The sequence below is a fragment of the Streptomyces sp. NBC_01264 genome, assembly GCF_026340675.1.
GTDB lineage: Bacteria > Actinomycetota > Actinomycetes > Streptomycetales > Streptomycetaceae > Streptomyces.
In genome coordinates this window covers 40,360-54,302 of the sequence record NZ_JAPEOX010000007.1, presented here as the reverse complement: position 1 = coordinate 54,302, position 13,943 = coordinate 40,360, and the positions used below count along the sequence as shown (strand labels likewise).

Here is a 13,943-nt window from a genome sequence, read left to right as displayed (position 1 = left end):
CTGGTGTACTGGGCGGGCTGTGGCTGCTTCCGGCAGTTGCAGCGAGGTCCAGCCCGATTCACGCGGGCTGGACCTCACTGGTGGTGCCGGACACCGTTGCTGACCAGGTCAGCGGGAGATCTGCGGATCAGGCGGCCGGGGTGTAGCCGCCAGCCAGCAGTTCGGCGGCTTCCTGGCGGTATTCGGAGGCGGTGCCGGGGGAGGCGACGGCCAGCTCGTGCTGGATGTCGGCGAGCGGAAGCTGGTCGACGCCGCCGGCGGCGAGGATCATCCGGGCGACCCTGCGGACCGCGCGCTCGCGCGGCTTGAGCTTCGCGATGTCCTCGGCTTCGACCGCGCGCCGCTCGATTTCGGCGGTGACCCGCCGCGTTTCGGCAGCGGCCCGATCGGCTTCGGCAGCCTCCTTCTTGGAGCGCGCGATCTGCGCGAGAGCCTCCTCTTCGCGGCCCTTCTCCTCCGCCTTCTTGCGGTTGGCTTCGGCAGTGGCGCGCGCCGCTTCGGCAGCGGCCCGCTCGATTTCGGTGGCGACCCGGTGCGTTTCGGCAGTGGCCCGCCGGTTCTCGGCGATGGTCCGGGTCTCGATCGCCCGCGCCTCGGCCGCGGCCACCTTGTCGGCCTCCGCCGCTTCCTTCCGCTTCTCCGCCGCCTGGAGCTCAAGCGCCGCCGTACGGAGGTCCGCTTCGGCCTCCGCCTGCCGCTCCTCGGCCGCCTTGCGGCCGGCCTCGGCCTCACGTGCGGCGGCCTCGGCGACGACCGCGTTGTCCAGGGCCTGCTTCTCCATCGCGGCCGCCCGCTCGGCGGCGCTGACCTGGGCGCGGGCATGCGCTCGGGCCTGCCCGGTCTGACCGTCGACCTCGGCGCGCACCGTCTCGACCTTGCCCTTGGCCCGCAGCCGGGCTGCCTCGGCCTCGGCGTCGGCGATCTCGCTGCGGGTCTCGGCGTCCCTGCGTCGGCGCTCGGCGTCCTCGGCCCGCTTCTGCGCTGCCCGTTCCTGCTCGTCGGGCATGGCCAGGGCCTGGGCGACGGTGTAGCCGTAGGGCGCCATCCGCATCGGCAGCAGCTCGTCCTCGGTCGCCTCGGTGAGGTCGCCGTCGTACTTGCGCTTGAGCCACTGCTCGTAGGCGATGAGCTCCTGGTCGCGGCGGGTCATCTCCGGGTACGAGTTGACCCCCCACAGCCGCATCCGGCGGAAGATCCTGGCCGTCGCCCCCGGGGCGAGCGTCCAGCGGATCCACGGAATCGAGTCCCGCTCGGCACGGTCCGGCCGCACCATGCGGTCGATGGCGTCCCGACCGAGCTCCACCACCGCGATGAACAGGACCGGGACCAGGCCGTGCGCGCCAGCCGCGACGTAGTCCAGCAGCTCCCATCCCCGGCCCTTGGGGGCGCCGGAGGCGGCGTTGAGGACGACGGTGGCCGCGGTGAGCAGCCATACGGGGTAGCGGATCCAGCTGATGGGGCGCTTGAGCCAGGCCATCAGGAGGTCGACCGCGATCATGATCATGATGCCGACGTCGACGCCGATGGCGAAGAGCTGGCCCTTGCCCAGCGAGCCGAAGCGGAGCCTCTCGAACGCGAAGACCGCGACGTGCTCGAAGCTGAGGTAGAGGCCGATGCCGGCGAGGACGAGCGCGGCAATCACGATCGCTCCGGTCGCCCACTTCTGGCTGCTGGTCAACTTCATCCCGGAGGGCTTGCCTTCGGTTCCGCTTTCCGTGTCGGAGGGGGGCTCCGGCGTATCCGAAACGGTGCCGGTCGTCCGCGAAACCGGCTGGGGTGCGCCCGAAACGGCGGCCGGTCCGGCCGGGTCGAGGTTGGAGTCGGCCGCGGTGCGCGGCCAGTCGGTGAGCGTCATGGGGGCCTCCAGGAGGGATCGTTCAGGGTGCGCGCGAAACGGCGGGGGCTGGCCGCGAAACAGGCTGGGCCGGTCTCGAAACGGCGGTCGGTGCGGATCATCGTCGGGACATCGGACACCGGCTCTACCCGACCCAGACACACGAAAAGGCCGGCGGCCCGGAGGACGGGAAGCCGGGCGCGCGAAGTGCCGTGGCGCGGGCGCGAAGCTGGGGACGGCTCCCGCGTGCCGGGCGCGAAGTCAGTTCGAAGCGGTCAGGCGGCGCTGGCGATCTGGCCGCGGACCGCGCGGCGCTTGAGGGAGCGGCGCTCGTCCTCGGTGAGGCCGCCCCACACGCCGTACTCCTCGCCGCGCTCCAGGGCGCCCTCGAGGCAGGACGCGATCAGCGGGCAGGTGGCGCAGAGCGCCTTGGCCCGCGCGATCTGCAGGGTCGAGAGGGCGTGCGCGAAGAACTGCGCGGGGTCGGCGCCGGCGCAGGCAGGACGGGGCTTCGGCGCAGCGACGGGCGTGCTGGACGAGGTGCGTACGATGGTGCGCATGAGGGCCTCCAGAGGGTCCGTGCGTACGAGACAGCCCCGGGGATGCCGCCCCGGGGCCGTTCTGTTTCTGCGGCCGGACGGCCTGAGCGAGAAGAAGGAGCGTGAGCTCCCGGCGCTCTCCGCCGGCCCCGCCCGAGTAGGCGCGGGGACGACGGGCAATGCCGGGTTCAGCTACGGCGCTTCGCGGACTGCCGGGCCTGGTAGGCGTCCTGAGCCTTCGCGAAGACCGAGTGGATCGGTGCTCCAGCCGCGCAGTGCTGGCCGTTCTGGCAGGCCGGGCAGTCGCGGGTGTGCAGGGTGGAGGCGCTGAACGTTTCCATGTAGCGGATGTAGACCGGGTCGGTCTTCGGCGCGGTCATCGGCCGCTTCCTTCGGACGAGCGCCGGTTGATCTCGGCGAGCTTCCGGCTCAGCTCCTCCTGGTCGTCGGCCATCAGGAGGCGGACCAGCTGAAAGAAGCTGTCGGTCTCGTCTCGCTCCGGGCCGATCTCGTTGTCCTTGTCCTCCATGTCGCTGTACACGCTGTTCGCCGGGGTGGCGGGGAGAGGGCGTGCGATCATGTCGAGCATCAGGTCCTCCACGGGGTCCTGGACAGTCCAAGGGCCGTAATCCCAAGGGCTGTCGCGATCACTCCCTTGCCGGGGAGTTGACTGCTGTACGAGCAGCCACGGCCCCAGCCGCCCCTCTGTTGAAGCGGGGTGGCCGGGGCCGTGGTCGTTCGTCCGGGGCGGATCAGCGCGCGGGGCGCTGGGGGTGGAGCGTGTCCTGCGGGACCTCGGGACCATCCATCGGGGCGTCACCGGCGGGCACCACCCGGCGCTTCTTGTCGGCGGCGGCCACGCGGGGCAGTACCGCGTTCCAGTCGGACACGCGCCCGGTCGCCGTGCGCTCGGCACGAGCTCGCAGGGTCCGGTCGGTCTGCGGGCTGAAAGCCTTGGGCAGCACCGTGGTGGCGGTCCGGCTGGCGGTCTCGGCGCCACCGTCCTCAAGCCGTTCCTGCCACTTCTTGACCGTCACGTCGACGGTGACCAGGCGGTTGCTGCCCAGGTGGCAACGGACGGCCGCGTCCTTGCCCGCACGGCCGGTGTCGTGCGGCACGACCTTGGGCTGTTTGGTCGGGAGGCCGGTGATCGGCACCCAGGTCCTGCAGTCGGGGCAGATCAGCGACGCGCAGGTCGGCCGCAGGTCGAACTGGTGAGGCTTGAGGGTGGAGATGACGAGCGCCGGGCGGGCGTTGACCGTGCGGGAGCGGGTCCGGCTCCGGCGGGTGCGGGCGGTGCGCTCAAGGGTGGAAGCAGACATCTGAACTCCTTAAGGACGGAGTGACGGGGAGCGCGTCGCGATGCTCTCTCTGCCCTCCAGGCCGCACGGCACAAGGCCGGCGCCCGTAGGACAGACAGCGCACAGCGCTGCGACGTGCACACAGTGGTCGCGGCCGTCAGGCTCCGGAGGAGTTCGATGGTGCTCTCGACCCCGGCCGCCCCGAGGGGCGGACAACTACTGCGGTGGTGCAGTCGGCATGCGCCATTGGCCATGCCGCGTGTCTTGCTCAGGTCGACGGCTGAAGTTCGCCGCGACCTCTTACACACAAGGTGCACTATGTATATAAGGTTGTCAAGGAGGTGTTACCGATGACGTTCTCGACCCTGCACCCGCCCCTCCGCACCGGCGTGTGCTGCACTATGAGCAGGCCAGACAGACCGTCACGCGAGGGAGAAGCAGTGGGTGAGCCGTCCGGTCAGCCGGAGTATCAGAGGGTTATGGAGGATCTCCGGCGCCAGATCGCTGAAGGTGACCTAGAGGTCGGTGCCCCCATCCCCTCCACAGCCAGACTCGGTTCGCAGTACGGCGTGTCCAGCACGGTGGTTCGGCGAGCCGTGACGGAGCTGACGGCTGAGGGACTGCTGTACGGCAAGGCCGGCAAGGGTGTCTACGTCCAAGCTCAGCCCGACCTCCTCGAGAAGCTGCCAACATCGGCGGAGCTCACAGCCACCGTCAGGAACCTTGAGGCCAAGCTTGAAGCCATGGCAGCACGCCTGGAGGCCCTCGAACGTGGTCGTGAGGACTGACCGTGCACCGCAGCCCAAGAAGAGGTGCGTTGGCCGAGCTGAACTCCCACTGCTCTCTCCGCATGTGCCTCACCCCTTGGTTGCTCTCGGTTTCGCTACGAGATTTGTAGAGCCGACCAGGGATGGCGTTCTAGATCTGACATGTGTCCTACGGTCGGACACAGCGATCGGAGACATGAAGGGGGAGCAGCGTGGGGCAGAAACCGAACGAATTAACTCCGGAGGCATCGCCCCTGGACCGCTTCGGGTACCACGTGCGAGATCTGCGAGAGCGCAACAACCACACCCTGCGTAGCCTGGCCGAGGCGACGTTCTTCTCCTACTCCAAACTCTGGAAATGGGAAAACGCCCTACGGGCCCCGAAACACCGCTCCGAGGTCGTCCATCTCGACAGGGTGCTCCGCGGCCAAGGGCTACTGGTTGACCTCTGGGAACGTATCGGCGCGGAGCCTCCCCAGGGCCATGTGTCCATTCCGGGACCTCATGTGTCCGAATCATCGTCCGGCCTGGTCGCACCTCCCTCTGAGCAGGCAGGCTCGAACACTGACGACACAGACACAGTCGTCGTTCCCTGCCGCGTTCACGGAAGGATCTTGTTCGTGCCCGTGCCCCGCCGCGTTGTCCTCGCGTCCGGCCTCGCCGGCCTCGCCGCAGCCGCGCTCCCGGCTTCGACGGCAACAGCAACCGCCGCCGCCATGACTTCTCCCGTTGAGCATTTCGCACAGCTCCGCCGCGTGATGATCCAGACCGACAACCTGATCGGCCCTCGGCATGTCCTGCCCTCGCTCCAGCATCAGCTAGCCCAACTCGCCTTCCGCCGCCGGGCCTCCCGCGGCGCCGATGCCGCCGACCTCCTCGCCCTCGAGACCCGCTACGAGGAACTGGCTGGCTGGCTGGCTCAGGACATCGGCGATGAGCGCACCGCCCATGGACACACTGCAAAGGCTCTCGACGCTTCGCACATCACGGGCGACAGCAACCTCACCGCGTACATCCTCGGTCGCAAGGCCCAGCTCGCCGTCGACACCGGTCACGCCGCGGATTCTCTGGGCCTCGCGGCGGCTGCCCGACGTACTGCCCAGCCCGGCAGCCGCCTCGAGGTCATCGCAGTTATGCACCAAGCCCACGCACACGCCGTCCTCGGCGAGGGTGCAGAGTCCTTGACCGCGTACGACACTGCGGTCACGCTCCTGGGGCGCGCGGACAGCGACGGAGTTTGGGGCTCCTGGCTCGACGAGGCGTACATCAGTACCGCTCGCGCTCGCTCTCTCGCCGCTCTCGGAGACTACGAGAACGCCGCGGCCGGCTTCGACAGCGCCATCGCTGCCCTCCCACCCACATACCGGCGTGACCGTGGCGTCTACCTCGCGCGTGCGGCCCGCGCCCACGCCGGCACAGGCAACATCGCACTCGCGACGCAGATCGGCCTACAAGCCGTCGGAATCGCCGCTGAGACGGGCTCGGCACGCATCGTGGGCCAGCTCGACCGGCTCGAGCGCACGCTCGCAGCAGCCAGCGGCAAAGAGGGTGTCGCCGAATTCCGTGCCGCGCTTGACGAGATCGTTCTGCACCCCTCCTGACCCAGCCTCACTCAAATTCTGGAGTTTCCTTGCCTCGCCCGTACGTCCTCCTGTCCGCTGCCGTCTCCCTCGACGGGTACCTCGACACCAGGCCGGGTGAGGACCGGCTCCTACTCTCCAACGCCGCCGACTTCGACCGCGTCGACGCCGTACGCGCCTCGGCCGACGCGATCCTCGTCGGCGCCGGCACACTCCGAGCTGATAACCCGCGCCTCCTCGTCAACTCACCCGAGCGGAGGACGGCCCGGGTGGCCGCCGGCCTGCCGGAATACCCGCTGAAAGTCACCATCACCAGCACCGGCGACCTCGACCCCGATTGGAAGTTTTGGCACCACGGTGGCGAGAAGCTCGTCCTCGCCGTTGGCAACGACGCCGCCAAGAAGGCACACGCCAACCTCGGTGACCTTGCCGCTATCCAGGGCATTCCCGCCGAGGCAACCTGGCCGACCGCACTGGATGTCCTCGGCGATGTGTACGGCGTCCAGCGGCTCATGGTCGAGGGCGGCGGCACGATTCACACTCAGCTCCTCGAGGAGGCGCTCGCCGACGAGCTCCAGCTCGTCGTCGCCCCGCTCTTGGTCGGCCAGTCCGACGCCGTACGGATGCTCGGTCCCGCCAACTACCTCGGCGGCCCCTCCGCCCGTCTCCGACTTCTGGAGACCCAGCAGATCGGCGACGTGGTACTTCTGCGGTACGCCCCGAAGGACGTCTCCATGGAGCCCCGATGAGCACCACTCCGAGCCCGGCCAGCATGAACGCCCCGGGCACCGGCAGCTCCCCAAACGCTGCGGACCGGCACTGGCTCGCCCTCGCTTGCGACCTCGCCACTCTCTGCCCACCGTCGACAACCGCGTTCTCCGTCGGTGCGGTCATCGTCGCCTCCGACGGAACCGAGCTCGCCCGCGGCCACTCGCGAGAGAGTGACCCGCTGGACCATGCCGAAGAAGCTGCGCTCGCCAAACTCTCCGTCAGAGATCCCCGGCTAGCCACCGCGACGATCTACAGCTCCCTCGAACCCTGCGCGAAGCGGGCCTCCCGAGATCGCCCCTGCGCCCAGCTCATCCGCGACGCCCGGGTCCCTCGTGTTGTCACCGCCTGGCGTGAGCCCGACACGTTCGTCCCAGGCGCTGACGGTACAGAACTCCTTGAACACGCCGGCGTCACCGTCGTCGAACTCCCTGAGTACGCGGACGCCGCCCAAAAGCCCAACGCACACCTGGTCGGTGGGAGGTGAAACCATCTCTCCAACCCCGAACTCCGATGGTTTTCGAGGGCACCACTTCTACGAGCTGGGCGTTCTCCCCTCAAGGGGCAGGATGGCGCAGAGGGCGAACGTGACGGGGCAGGTGTACGTGATTGGGCCGCCCGGCGGCCAGACCGTGAAGATCGGTGTGACGATCGATCTGGTTCGTCGGCTTCGAGAGATCCAGAACATGTCGCCTGTGGAACTCAAGGTCCTGTGGAGCACCCCGGGGGGCCTCGCACTCGAGCAGGCGCTGCATGTTCACTTCGCTGAAATCCGCTCGCACGGCGAGTGGTTCACATTCACGTCAAATCCGGTGTATGCGGTGAAGACTGCCGTAGAGGGCAGCCCGGTTGTGGCGCAGCAGCTCCCTGCGCCTTCGAAGAGGGCTCCTTACAAGCAACCGCCCCCTCTTGCACTGAATCAGAGAGTCCAACAGCTGGCCTGGGCCGCTTTCGCAGATTCTCGGTTCACCGCCGCTGACGCCGCCGACCGCCTCGGATTCACGCTCCCCACGATGCTTGTGCACCTGGATGAGTTGGTCTCCAAGAGCCGTGCCCGCCAACGGCCGCCAGTCCGAAATGACCGATCCCGTCAGATCTTCACGGTTCGGCGGCCAGCGTGACGGGCTATCAGAGGAGTGCCGAACTGCGCCCGCATGGTGGGCTGGTGACACTGCCGTCGAGACAACCCTTCCAGAGGCCCAATGGTGTATCTTTCAGGGATCGATTGATCATGAGAGGCTGCGCCATGCCCGACCCGGACCGCTTGAAGCAGGTCGACGCCCTGCTGGACGGCCTGGACGACGTCCTGCCACCGCCGCGCGTGCGCGCACAGTTGCGTCTCGCGGCCGGCCTCACGCAGAGGGAAATCGCGGAGGCTGTGGGCGTGAAGCGCGTAGCTGTGGCCCGTTGGGAGCTGGGAGAGTCCCACCCGCGGCGCCCTCACCGAGCCGTCTATGGCCACCTGCTCAAGCGGCTCGCGGAGCGTTTCCCCGAGGCCGCTGAGCTGAATGAGGGCATGCCGACGCCGACCTCCGAAGGGGGATCGGGATGACCTAGAGGCCATCGACCGCGCGCCAGAGGCGGATTAACCACCCGCTGGCCGTCGCGCGGTCCGTCTGCCGACCGGATTAACCACCCGCGTCGGCCGCTCAGGTCCCAGTTAGCGCTGGTCCTGAGCTGCGGCTCACCGAGCCGCTCGTTTCTCTCGGCCCCTAACCAGGGCCACAAACACACCAGGCCACTAACCACGGCCACCACAGCTGTAGCTAGCAGTTGCTTCACCCGCGGGCCCCCACCACAGGGGCTTCGCAGTTCGGCAGATCCAAGAGGGAGGAGAAATCTCCCCCCGCCCGATCGGTGTCTGCCCCGCTTCTCACGAAGGGGGGCTCACCCGTCACATCCGCACAGATGGAGGTCGGTCCAGCCCCGAGGGGCTCGGTCGGTCCAGCTATATGGAAGGTGGGTCGTTCTCATAGTGCACGAGAGTGGTGTCCCTTGTCAGCTTGGCCTTGTCCGTTTCACACCGGTTCAGGCCCGGCGGACGTCCCGCTTGTCCGGATCGCGAGGCGGTTCATGCGCTTTTGTGGAGTTCATCCCGGAAATTAGATCTCCTGCACGGGGCTCCAGGGTCCGCGCTTTCGGGGTGGGCTCGGTGCGCGCGGTCGCGATGCCGGCCGCCCCGGTCATGCACCCGCTTGCGGAGGTCATCGACAAGTCCGTCGACGGCGGTGTCCGCGAGGGCGGCGTCCCGTGTGGCGGGATGGGTTCCAAGATTGTTGCCCGCCGTGCGGGAGCGCCGAGGGGTACCGGGGCTGAGCGGCCTCTGTCCACAGGCTGCCCGGTGCAGGGTCGGCAGATGGATCACGAATCAGCTCCAGACGGAGGTGTCCGCTTTGGCGCGTACACCTGCCGGATGGCTACTCAGACGGCGTTCGGCAGTTCGGCTTCTTCGGCGTTCACCGCTCCGGTCGGGGCGGTGGGCTGGTGAGCGGTGTGGCGGCGACGGCCGCCGTGCTGCTGCCTGCTCCTCGTGCGTCGGTCGACGATGTCGCGGTCACGGTGTTGCCTGGGCTGTTCGTGCCGGAGGCGTCGCAGTGGCTGTGGGCGACGTCGGGCCGGGTCGCGCTGGAGGGCTACAGCTGGATGCAGGCGGTCCACTGGGTCGCCGGGTCCGGCCTGTATGAGCCGCGCCGCTACCGGTCACACGGCCCTCGCTCGTTCGGTGTGACGACGGTGCGTGTCGCCCAGGAGCTCGCGCAGCTGTCGCCGTGCCGTCCGGGCATCAAGTACCTAATGCGCCGGGTCGGCCTGTCGGAGCGGGCGGTGCAGGACCACCTGCGCATGCTGCGGGAGACCGGTCTGCTCGCGTACGTGGTCAAGGGCACCCGGGTCGCAGAGGAGGGTGGCCAGGCGTCGGAGTTCGCGCTGATGGTCCCGCCTGCGTTCGATGTCGCGCTGGGGATCCGTACGGTGCTGCGGGACGAGGCCGCGCCCGCGTACACCCGTGCGATGACCGGGATCGCGGACGCCGGCCGGGGGCTGATGGCGAAGCTGGCGCGCAAGGCGTCCAGGAAGGTCCGCAAGCCCCGGAAAGCAGCTCCTGGGACTCCGAAGCCTGCCCGGGCGAGGGCTGCCGGGGCGTCTGAGACGGCTGTTTCCGGTGAGGCCCGTTGCACCCCAATGCAGGTGGGTAGTTCTAGTTCTTCTTCTGCGGCTACTACCTCGCTTCCCTCTGAGCCGACAGGCATCGCCAGCGGGAAGAGCGAGTTGTCCATCAGGAAGGTGTCCGGCGACAAGGCCCGTCGTGGGGTCAACACGGTGGGACGCCGCTACCAGCTGGCCTCTGAGCTGATCCGGGAGATCCCCTGGCTCGGCAGGGCATCCACGCCGAGGATCGCCTGGGTGGTCCGGCACGTCGCTGATGCTGGCTGGAGCGCTGCTGAGGTCCAGGGATGGCTGCACGCCCGCGGCGAGGTCGACACCGTCCACCGCGCCTCCGGCCTCCTGGCCACCCTGCTTACCGGCGCCCACGAGATCGTCTCCACCCCCCAGGCCCGGGCCGGGCTGGTCTCCGACTGGCGCGACTCCCGTATCGCGGCCGCCCGCCGCCACCAAGAGCTCGAGGCCGTACCCCAGGGGCCGCGCAGCCAGGCCGCGAAGGCCGAGTGGCTGCGCTACGACACCGTCCGCCAGGCGCTGCCCGCCGACTACGACAAGAACTCCGGGACCGTTGCCGACCGGCACACCGGCCACGCGATGAGCGCCCAGGAGGTCGAGCAGATGCGGGCCCTGGCCAAGGAGGAGTACAGCAACGGCAAGAACGACCTGGTCCGCGTCATCATCACCAGCTCCGGCCGGGGCGCAGCCGAGGTCATCTTCGGCGCCGAGCTCGTTCACCGCGCCCTGAACATCCCCCGCCCCACCCGCCCCATGGCCACTGCGAACCGCTGGTAAGGAGCCCTCGATGACCGACACGATCAACACCGCGCAGGCCCCGGCAGGATCCGGTATCGACCTTGCCCGCCAGGCCCTCGCCGTCGCCCGCGCCGCAGCCCAGCAGCGCGGCGACTGCCCCAGCGGCTCCCGCAAGGCCCACCGCAGCCGCGCCTCCCGCCAGCCCGACGGCCGCGAGCCCATCGGCTTCGCCGCTCTTCTGGCCAACCTCGTCACCGACCGGGCCTGGGAACTCCCCTCCGCCGGTGCCTCCCTGGTCGACGAGTGGCCGGCCGTGGTCACCGACCTCACCGGCCACGTCGCACTCGCGGGCTACGACCCCGACACCGGCGAACTCGCCGTACGCCCCGCTTCCTCCCCCTACGCCACCGCCGTCCGGCTGCGCACCCGCCAGCTCATCGACGCCGCCAACCAGGTCATGGGCAACGCCACCGCCGTCCGCACCATCCGCATCCTGCCGCCCGGAACCGCGCCCGCCTCCGCCCCACCACGGACCGTGGACTCCGCGGGCACCCCTCCGCCGCCCGCCCCGGACAGCACCCGGGAGCACTACCAGGCGCCCGCCGGCTACCGCGACGCCATCGCCGCGCACCGCAAGGCCAAGACCTCGAGGCCGGTAGACCCTGTGCACCAGGCCGCCGTCGAGGACCAGATCCGCAACGCCTGGCGGGAGCCCGAGCACCTCTTCGCGGAGGGGCAGGCCGAGCTTGCCGCCTCCGGGAGCGGGCCGACCGCGAGGGTGAGAGGCGTTCATCGCACACGCTCGCGGTCGCCCGGGCCCGGGCCGAGAAGGCCGGGATCACCCACCTCCCGCGCCAGGCCGCGGCGACCGTGCCGGAGATCTTGGACCAGACCGGATGACCTGCCAGCAGTGCCGTAGCCGGAGTAGCGTCAATGGCATGTCGGATGAGGCGAGCATCAACGTCAGCGCGGCCACCCATGATCGGCTGGCGGTGCTGGCGGCCGCGCGGGGAACCACGATCCAGCAGCTCGTCGAAGACCTTGCGAAGCAGGCCGGCGCCCCGCTCGCCTCCGTCCGGGACACCGTGCCCGGTGGGCCGGCCGAGCTCCTCGGTGAACGTCCCGGGACCCGTCTCACCGCGGCCGAGCGGGAGCAGCACGTCCTCCAGGCGGCCGCGGAGCTCGGGCTGGAGTACACGGTCCAGGTCCAGCACGCCGGACAGGCCGTGTGGGACAAGATCCGTGCCCATCAGGACGGATCAGCAGGCTGAACCGCAGGGTTCATCCGACCGGCTGCGCGGCACGTGATCAGTCGGCGGTGCGTTGGGCGAGGCTGATTCCGCGGGTAGCGGCGGCGGGTCCCGGCCGTAGCGTCCACGGCACGGGGGCGGTCTCGGTGAGCCAGCCGTCCGTCAGGAGCCGGCCCACGACGAGGGTGCGCAGGGTGCGGAACATTCCCCAGCGCAGACCGGCACACAGCTGACCGTACGACGGGCCGTGACCATGCTCGGCGCGGAACGCGACGGTGAACTGCGCAGCCCGAACACCATGATCGGGATGCTTGGCCTTCCACGCGTTGCAGGGGCCGAGCAAGTGGCGTGCCGAGGGGACGGCCACCGCGCCGGCCATGAACGCCGAAGCCACATCAGCAGGAGGTAGTGCGCAGAGGGCGCAGCGTTCGACGGCTTCGGCGTGCTGTCGCAGAGCCGGGCTCGCTCCGTCCTTCCACCGCGCCCAGTCGTCCGCGCTGAACTGTGGGGGCACCCAGCGGGGCTGCCTCGGCAGGGTAGGCACGATTTCGCTGGTGTCGGTGGGGTCGGTGAGCCGTCCGGCGACGTGCCGTACCGCAGCGGCAAGGCGGTACTGGTCACCGACCAGTTCGGCGAGGAAGCCTGTCATCATCAGGTCGGCCAGCACGGCGCGGCAGGCTGCTGGCCGGCGCCGAGCAGATCGTGTCTACCCCCGAAGCCCGCGCCGGGATGGTCTCCGACTGGCGGGACTCGACGACCGCGGCTGCACGCCGCCACCAGGAGCTCGAAGCCGTGCCGCAGGGGCCCCGCAGCCAGTCCGCGAAGGCCGAGTGGATGCCCTACCTCTCCCTGGCCCGCCCGGTCGTGCCGGCCGACTACGACAAGACCGTCGGCACCGTCGTCGACCAGCACGTCGACCTGGGGCTCAGTGCCCAGGAAGTCGCGGATATACGCGCGGCGGGCCGGGAGGAGTACAGCCACGGCCAGAGCGCCATGGTCCGCACCACCATCACCACCTTCGGCCGGCCCGCTGCGGAGTACATCCTCGGCGCCGAGCTCGTCCACCGCGCCCTGAACATCCCCCACCCCACCCGCCCAATGACCTTCGCCCGCCGGTAAGGAGAACGCTGATGGCCCACTCCACCAACCACTCCCAGGCCCCGGCATCCGGTGTCGACCTCGCCCGCCAGGCCCTCGCCGCCGCCCGAGCCGCCGCCCAGCAGCGCGGTGACCGCCCCTCCGGATCCCGGAAGGCGCAGCGCAGCCGGCCCGCGCGGCAGCAGGACGGCCGTGAGCCCATCGGGTTCGCCGCCCTCCTGACGAACCTCGTCGCTGACCGGGCCTGGGAGCTCCCGGCAGCCGGCGCGTCGCTGACCGATCAGTGGCAGAGCATCGCCACCGACCTCACCGGATACCTCGCCCTCGCCGGGTACGACGCAGACAGCGGTGAACTCGCCGTACGCCCCATCTCCAGCGCGTACGCCACCGCCGCCCGGCTGCGGACCCCGCAACTGATCGCCGCAGCGAACGAGGCCATGGGCAACGCTACTGCGGTCCGCACCATCCGCATCCTGCCGCCGGGAAGCGCCCCCGTCTTCGCCCCGGCACGGACGGCGGACTCCGTGAACACCCCTCCGCAGCCCGCCCCAGCCCGACTCCAGGAGCACTACCAGGCGCCCGTCGGCTACCGCGACGCCATCGCTGCGCACCGCAGGGCCAGGACCTCGAGGCCAGTGGACCCCCTGCACCAGGCCGCCGTCGAGGGCCAGATCCGCAATGCCTGGCGGGAGCCCGAACACCTCTTCGCGGAGGGACAGGCCGAGCTCGCCCGGCTCCTGGCCCAGGCCAATCGCGAGAGTGAGAGGCGTTTCTCGCACACGCTCGCCGTGGCCAGGGCCCAGGCCGAGAAGGCCGGGCTCACGCAGCTCCCGCACGCGGCCACAGCGGCCGCGCTGGAGATCCTGGACCGCACCGCATGAGCACCGCGGC

15 protein-coding genes and 1 pseudogene are annotated in these 13,943 nt (G+C 69.8%); 10 read left to right on the top strand and 6 right to left on the bottom strand.

The window, feature by feature from the left end; all coding sequences use genetic code 11:
* Window positions 1–127: 127 nt before the first annotated feature.
* The 5 genes from OG435_RS48900 to OG435_RS48880 all read right to left on the bottom strand — a co-directional run bounded on the left by OG435_RS48900 (window position 128) and on the right by OG435_RS48880 (window position 3,695).
* A complete protein-coding gene (locus tag OG435_RS48900) occupies window positions 128–1,855 on the bottom strand; it encodes a DUF2637 domain-containing protein (protein WP_266888269.1) in 1,728 nt (575 codons plus the stop codon).
* A gap of 254 nt (window positions 1,856–2,109) precedes the next feature.
* Window positions 2,110–2,394, bottom strand: a complete 285-nt coding sequence (locus OG435_RS48895; protein WP_266888267.1) for a WhiB family transcriptional regulator — start codon at window positions 2,392–2,394, stop codon at window positions 2,110–2,112.
* A 167-nt stretch (window positions 2,395–2,561) separates the two neighbouring features.
* The gene (locus OG435_RS48890; protein ID WP_266888266.1) at window positions 2,562–2,753 is read right to left on the bottom strand and encodes a hypothetical protein; all 192 of its coding nucleotides are present in this window, start codon (window positions 2,751–2,753) and stop codon (window positions 2,562–2,564) included.
* Entirely contained in the window at window positions 2,750–2,962 is a 213-nt protein-coding gene (locus tag OG435_RS48885) for a hypothetical protein (protein ID WP_266888265.1), read from the bottom strand. Before OG435_RS48885 ends, OG435_RS48890 begins: the two co-directional genes overlap by 4 nt.
* A 163-nt stretch (window positions 2,963–3,125) precedes the next feature.
* Window positions 3,126–3,695, bottom strand: coding sequence for a hypothetical protein (locus OG435_RS48880; RefSeq protein ID WP_266888264.1), 570 nt, complete (start codon window positions 3,693–3,695; stop codon window positions 3,126–3,128).
* Window positions 3,696–4,024: 329 nt separating this feature from the next.
* On the opposite strand from OG435_RS48880, the gene OG435_RS48875 reads away from it, so the two are divergent.
* The 8 genes and pseudogenes from OG435_RS48875 to OG435_RS48840 all read left to right on the top strand — a co-directional run bounded on the left by OG435_RS48875 (window position 4,025) and on the right by OG435_RS48840 (window position 11,975).
* Window positions 4,025–4,462 (top strand): winged helix-turn-helix domain-containing protein, encoded by a 438-nt coding sequence (locus OG435_RS48875; protein WP_266888262.1) that lies wholly within the window; start codon window positions 4,025–4,027, stop codon window positions 4,460–4,462.
* A 599-nt stretch (window positions 4,463–5,061) separates the two neighbouring features.
* Window positions 5,062–6,042 (top strand): DNA-binding protein, encoded by a 981-nt coding sequence (locus tag OG435_RS48870; RefSeq protein ID WP_266888261.1) that lies wholly within the window; start codon window positions 5,062–5,064, stop codon window positions 6,040–6,042.
* 29 nt (window positions 6,043–6,071) lie between these two features.
* Window positions 6,072–7,276: pseudogene (locus OG435_RS48865) on the top strand (dihydrofolate reductase family protein).
* Between the two features lie 82 nt (window positions 7,277–7,358).
* Complete coding sequence (locus OG435_RS48860; RefSeq protein ID WP_266888260.1) at window positions 7,359–7,910, top strand: GIY-YIG nuclease family protein; 552 nt, start codon at window positions 7,359–7,361, stop codon at window positions 7,908–7,910.
* Between the two features lie 125 nt (window positions 7,911–8,035).
* A complete protein-coding gene (locus OG435_RS48855) occupies window positions 8,036–8,341 on the top strand; it encodes a helix-turn-helix domain-containing protein (RefSeq protein ID WP_266888259.1) in 306 nt (101 codons plus the stop codon).
* A 932-nt stretch (window positions 8,342–9,273) separates the two neighbouring features.
* Window positions 9,274–10,743, top strand: coding sequence for a helix-turn-helix domain-containing protein (locus tag OG435_RS48850; RefSeq protein WP_266888258.1), 1,470 nt, complete (start codon window positions 9,274–9,276; stop codon window positions 10,741–10,743).
* Between the two features lie 10 nt (window positions 10,744–10,753).
* Entirely contained in the window at window positions 10,754–11,623 is an 870-nt protein-coding gene (locus OG435_RS48845) for a DUF721 domain-containing protein (RefSeq protein ID WP_266888257.1), read from the top strand.
* A 19-nt stretch (window positions 11,624–11,642) separates the two neighbouring features.
* On the top strand, window positions 11,643–11,975 hold the full coding sequence (locus tag OG435_RS48840; RefSeq protein ID WP_266888256.1) for a hypothetical protein: 333 nt from the start codon (window positions 11,643–11,645) through the stop codon (window positions 11,973–11,975).
* 37 nt (window positions 11,976–12,012) lie between these two features.
* Here OG435_RS48840 and OG435_RS48835 read toward each other — a convergent pair whose 3' ends face one another.
* Window positions 12,013–12,621: a hypothetical protein gene (locus OG435_RS48835; RefSeq protein WP_266888255.1), complete on the bottom strand. Its 609-nt coding sequence runs from the start codon at window positions 12,619–12,621 to the stop codon at window positions 12,013–12,015.
* Window positions 12,622–12,656: 35 nt separating this feature from the next.
* Between OG435_RS48835 and OG435_RS48830 the strand changes: the two genes are divergently transcribed.
* Both OG435_RS48830 and OG435_RS48825 read left to right on the top strand, forming a co-directional pair.
* Window positions 12,657–13,073 (top strand): hypothetical protein, encoded by a 417-nt coding sequence (locus tag OG435_RS48830; protein ID WP_266888254.1) that lies wholly within the window; start codon window positions 12,657–12,659, stop codon window positions 13,071–13,073.
* An 11-nt stretch (window positions 13,074–13,084) separates the two neighbouring features.
* Window positions 13,085–13,933: a DciA family protein gene (locus OG435_RS48825; RefSeq protein ID WP_266888253.1), complete on the top strand. Its 849-nt coding sequence runs from the start codon at window positions 13,085–13,087 to the stop codon at window positions 13,931–13,933.
* The last annotated feature ends 10 nt before the right edge of the window (window positions 13,934–13,943 follow it).

Bases quoted from the DNA above. Each gene is read 5' to 3' on its own strand.
- OG435_RS48900 (WP_266888269.1), bottom strand. From the start codon at position 1,855: ATGACGCTCACCGACTGGCCGCGCACCGCGGCCGACTCCAACCTCGAC.
- OG435_RS48895 (WP_266888267.1), bottom strand. From the start codon at position 2,394: ATGCGCACCATCGTACGCACCTCGTCCAGCACGCCCGTCGCTGCGCCG.
- OG435_RS48890 (WP_266888266.1), bottom strand. From the start codon at position 2,753: ATGACCGCGCCGAAGACCGACCCGGTCTACATCCGCTACATGGAAACG.
- OG435_RS48885 (WP_266888265.1), bottom strand. From the start codon at position 2,962: ATGCTCGACATGATCGCACGCCCTCTCCCCGCCACCCCGGCGAACAGC.
- OG435_RS48880 (WP_266888264.1), bottom strand. From the start codon at position 3,695: ATGTCTGCTTCCACCCTTGAGCGCACCGCCCGCACCCGCCGGAGCCGG.
- OG435_RS48875 (WP_266888262.1), top strand. From the start codon at position 4,025: ATGACGTTCTCGACCCTGCACCCGCCCCTCCGCACCGGCGTGTGCTGC.
- OG435_RS48860 (WP_266888260.1), top strand. From the start codon at position 7,359: ATGGCGCAGAGGGCGAACGTGACGGGGCAGGTGTACGTGATTGGGCCG.
- OG435_RS48855 (WP_266888259.1), top strand. From the start codon at position 8,036: ATGCCCGACCCGGACCGCTTGAAGCAGGTCGACGCCCTGCTGGACGGC.
- OG435_RS48845 (WP_266888257.1), top strand. From the start codon at position 10,754: ATGACCGACACGATCAACACCGCGCAGGCCCCGGCAGGATCCGGTATC.
- OG435_RS48840 (WP_266888256.1), top strand. From the start codon at position 11,643: ATGTCGGATGAGGCGAGCATCAACGTCAGCGCGGCCACCCATGATCGG.
- OG435_RS48825 (WP_266888253.1), top strand. From the start codon at position 13,085: ATGGCCCACTCCACCAACCACTCCCAGGCCCCGGCATCCGGTGTCGAC.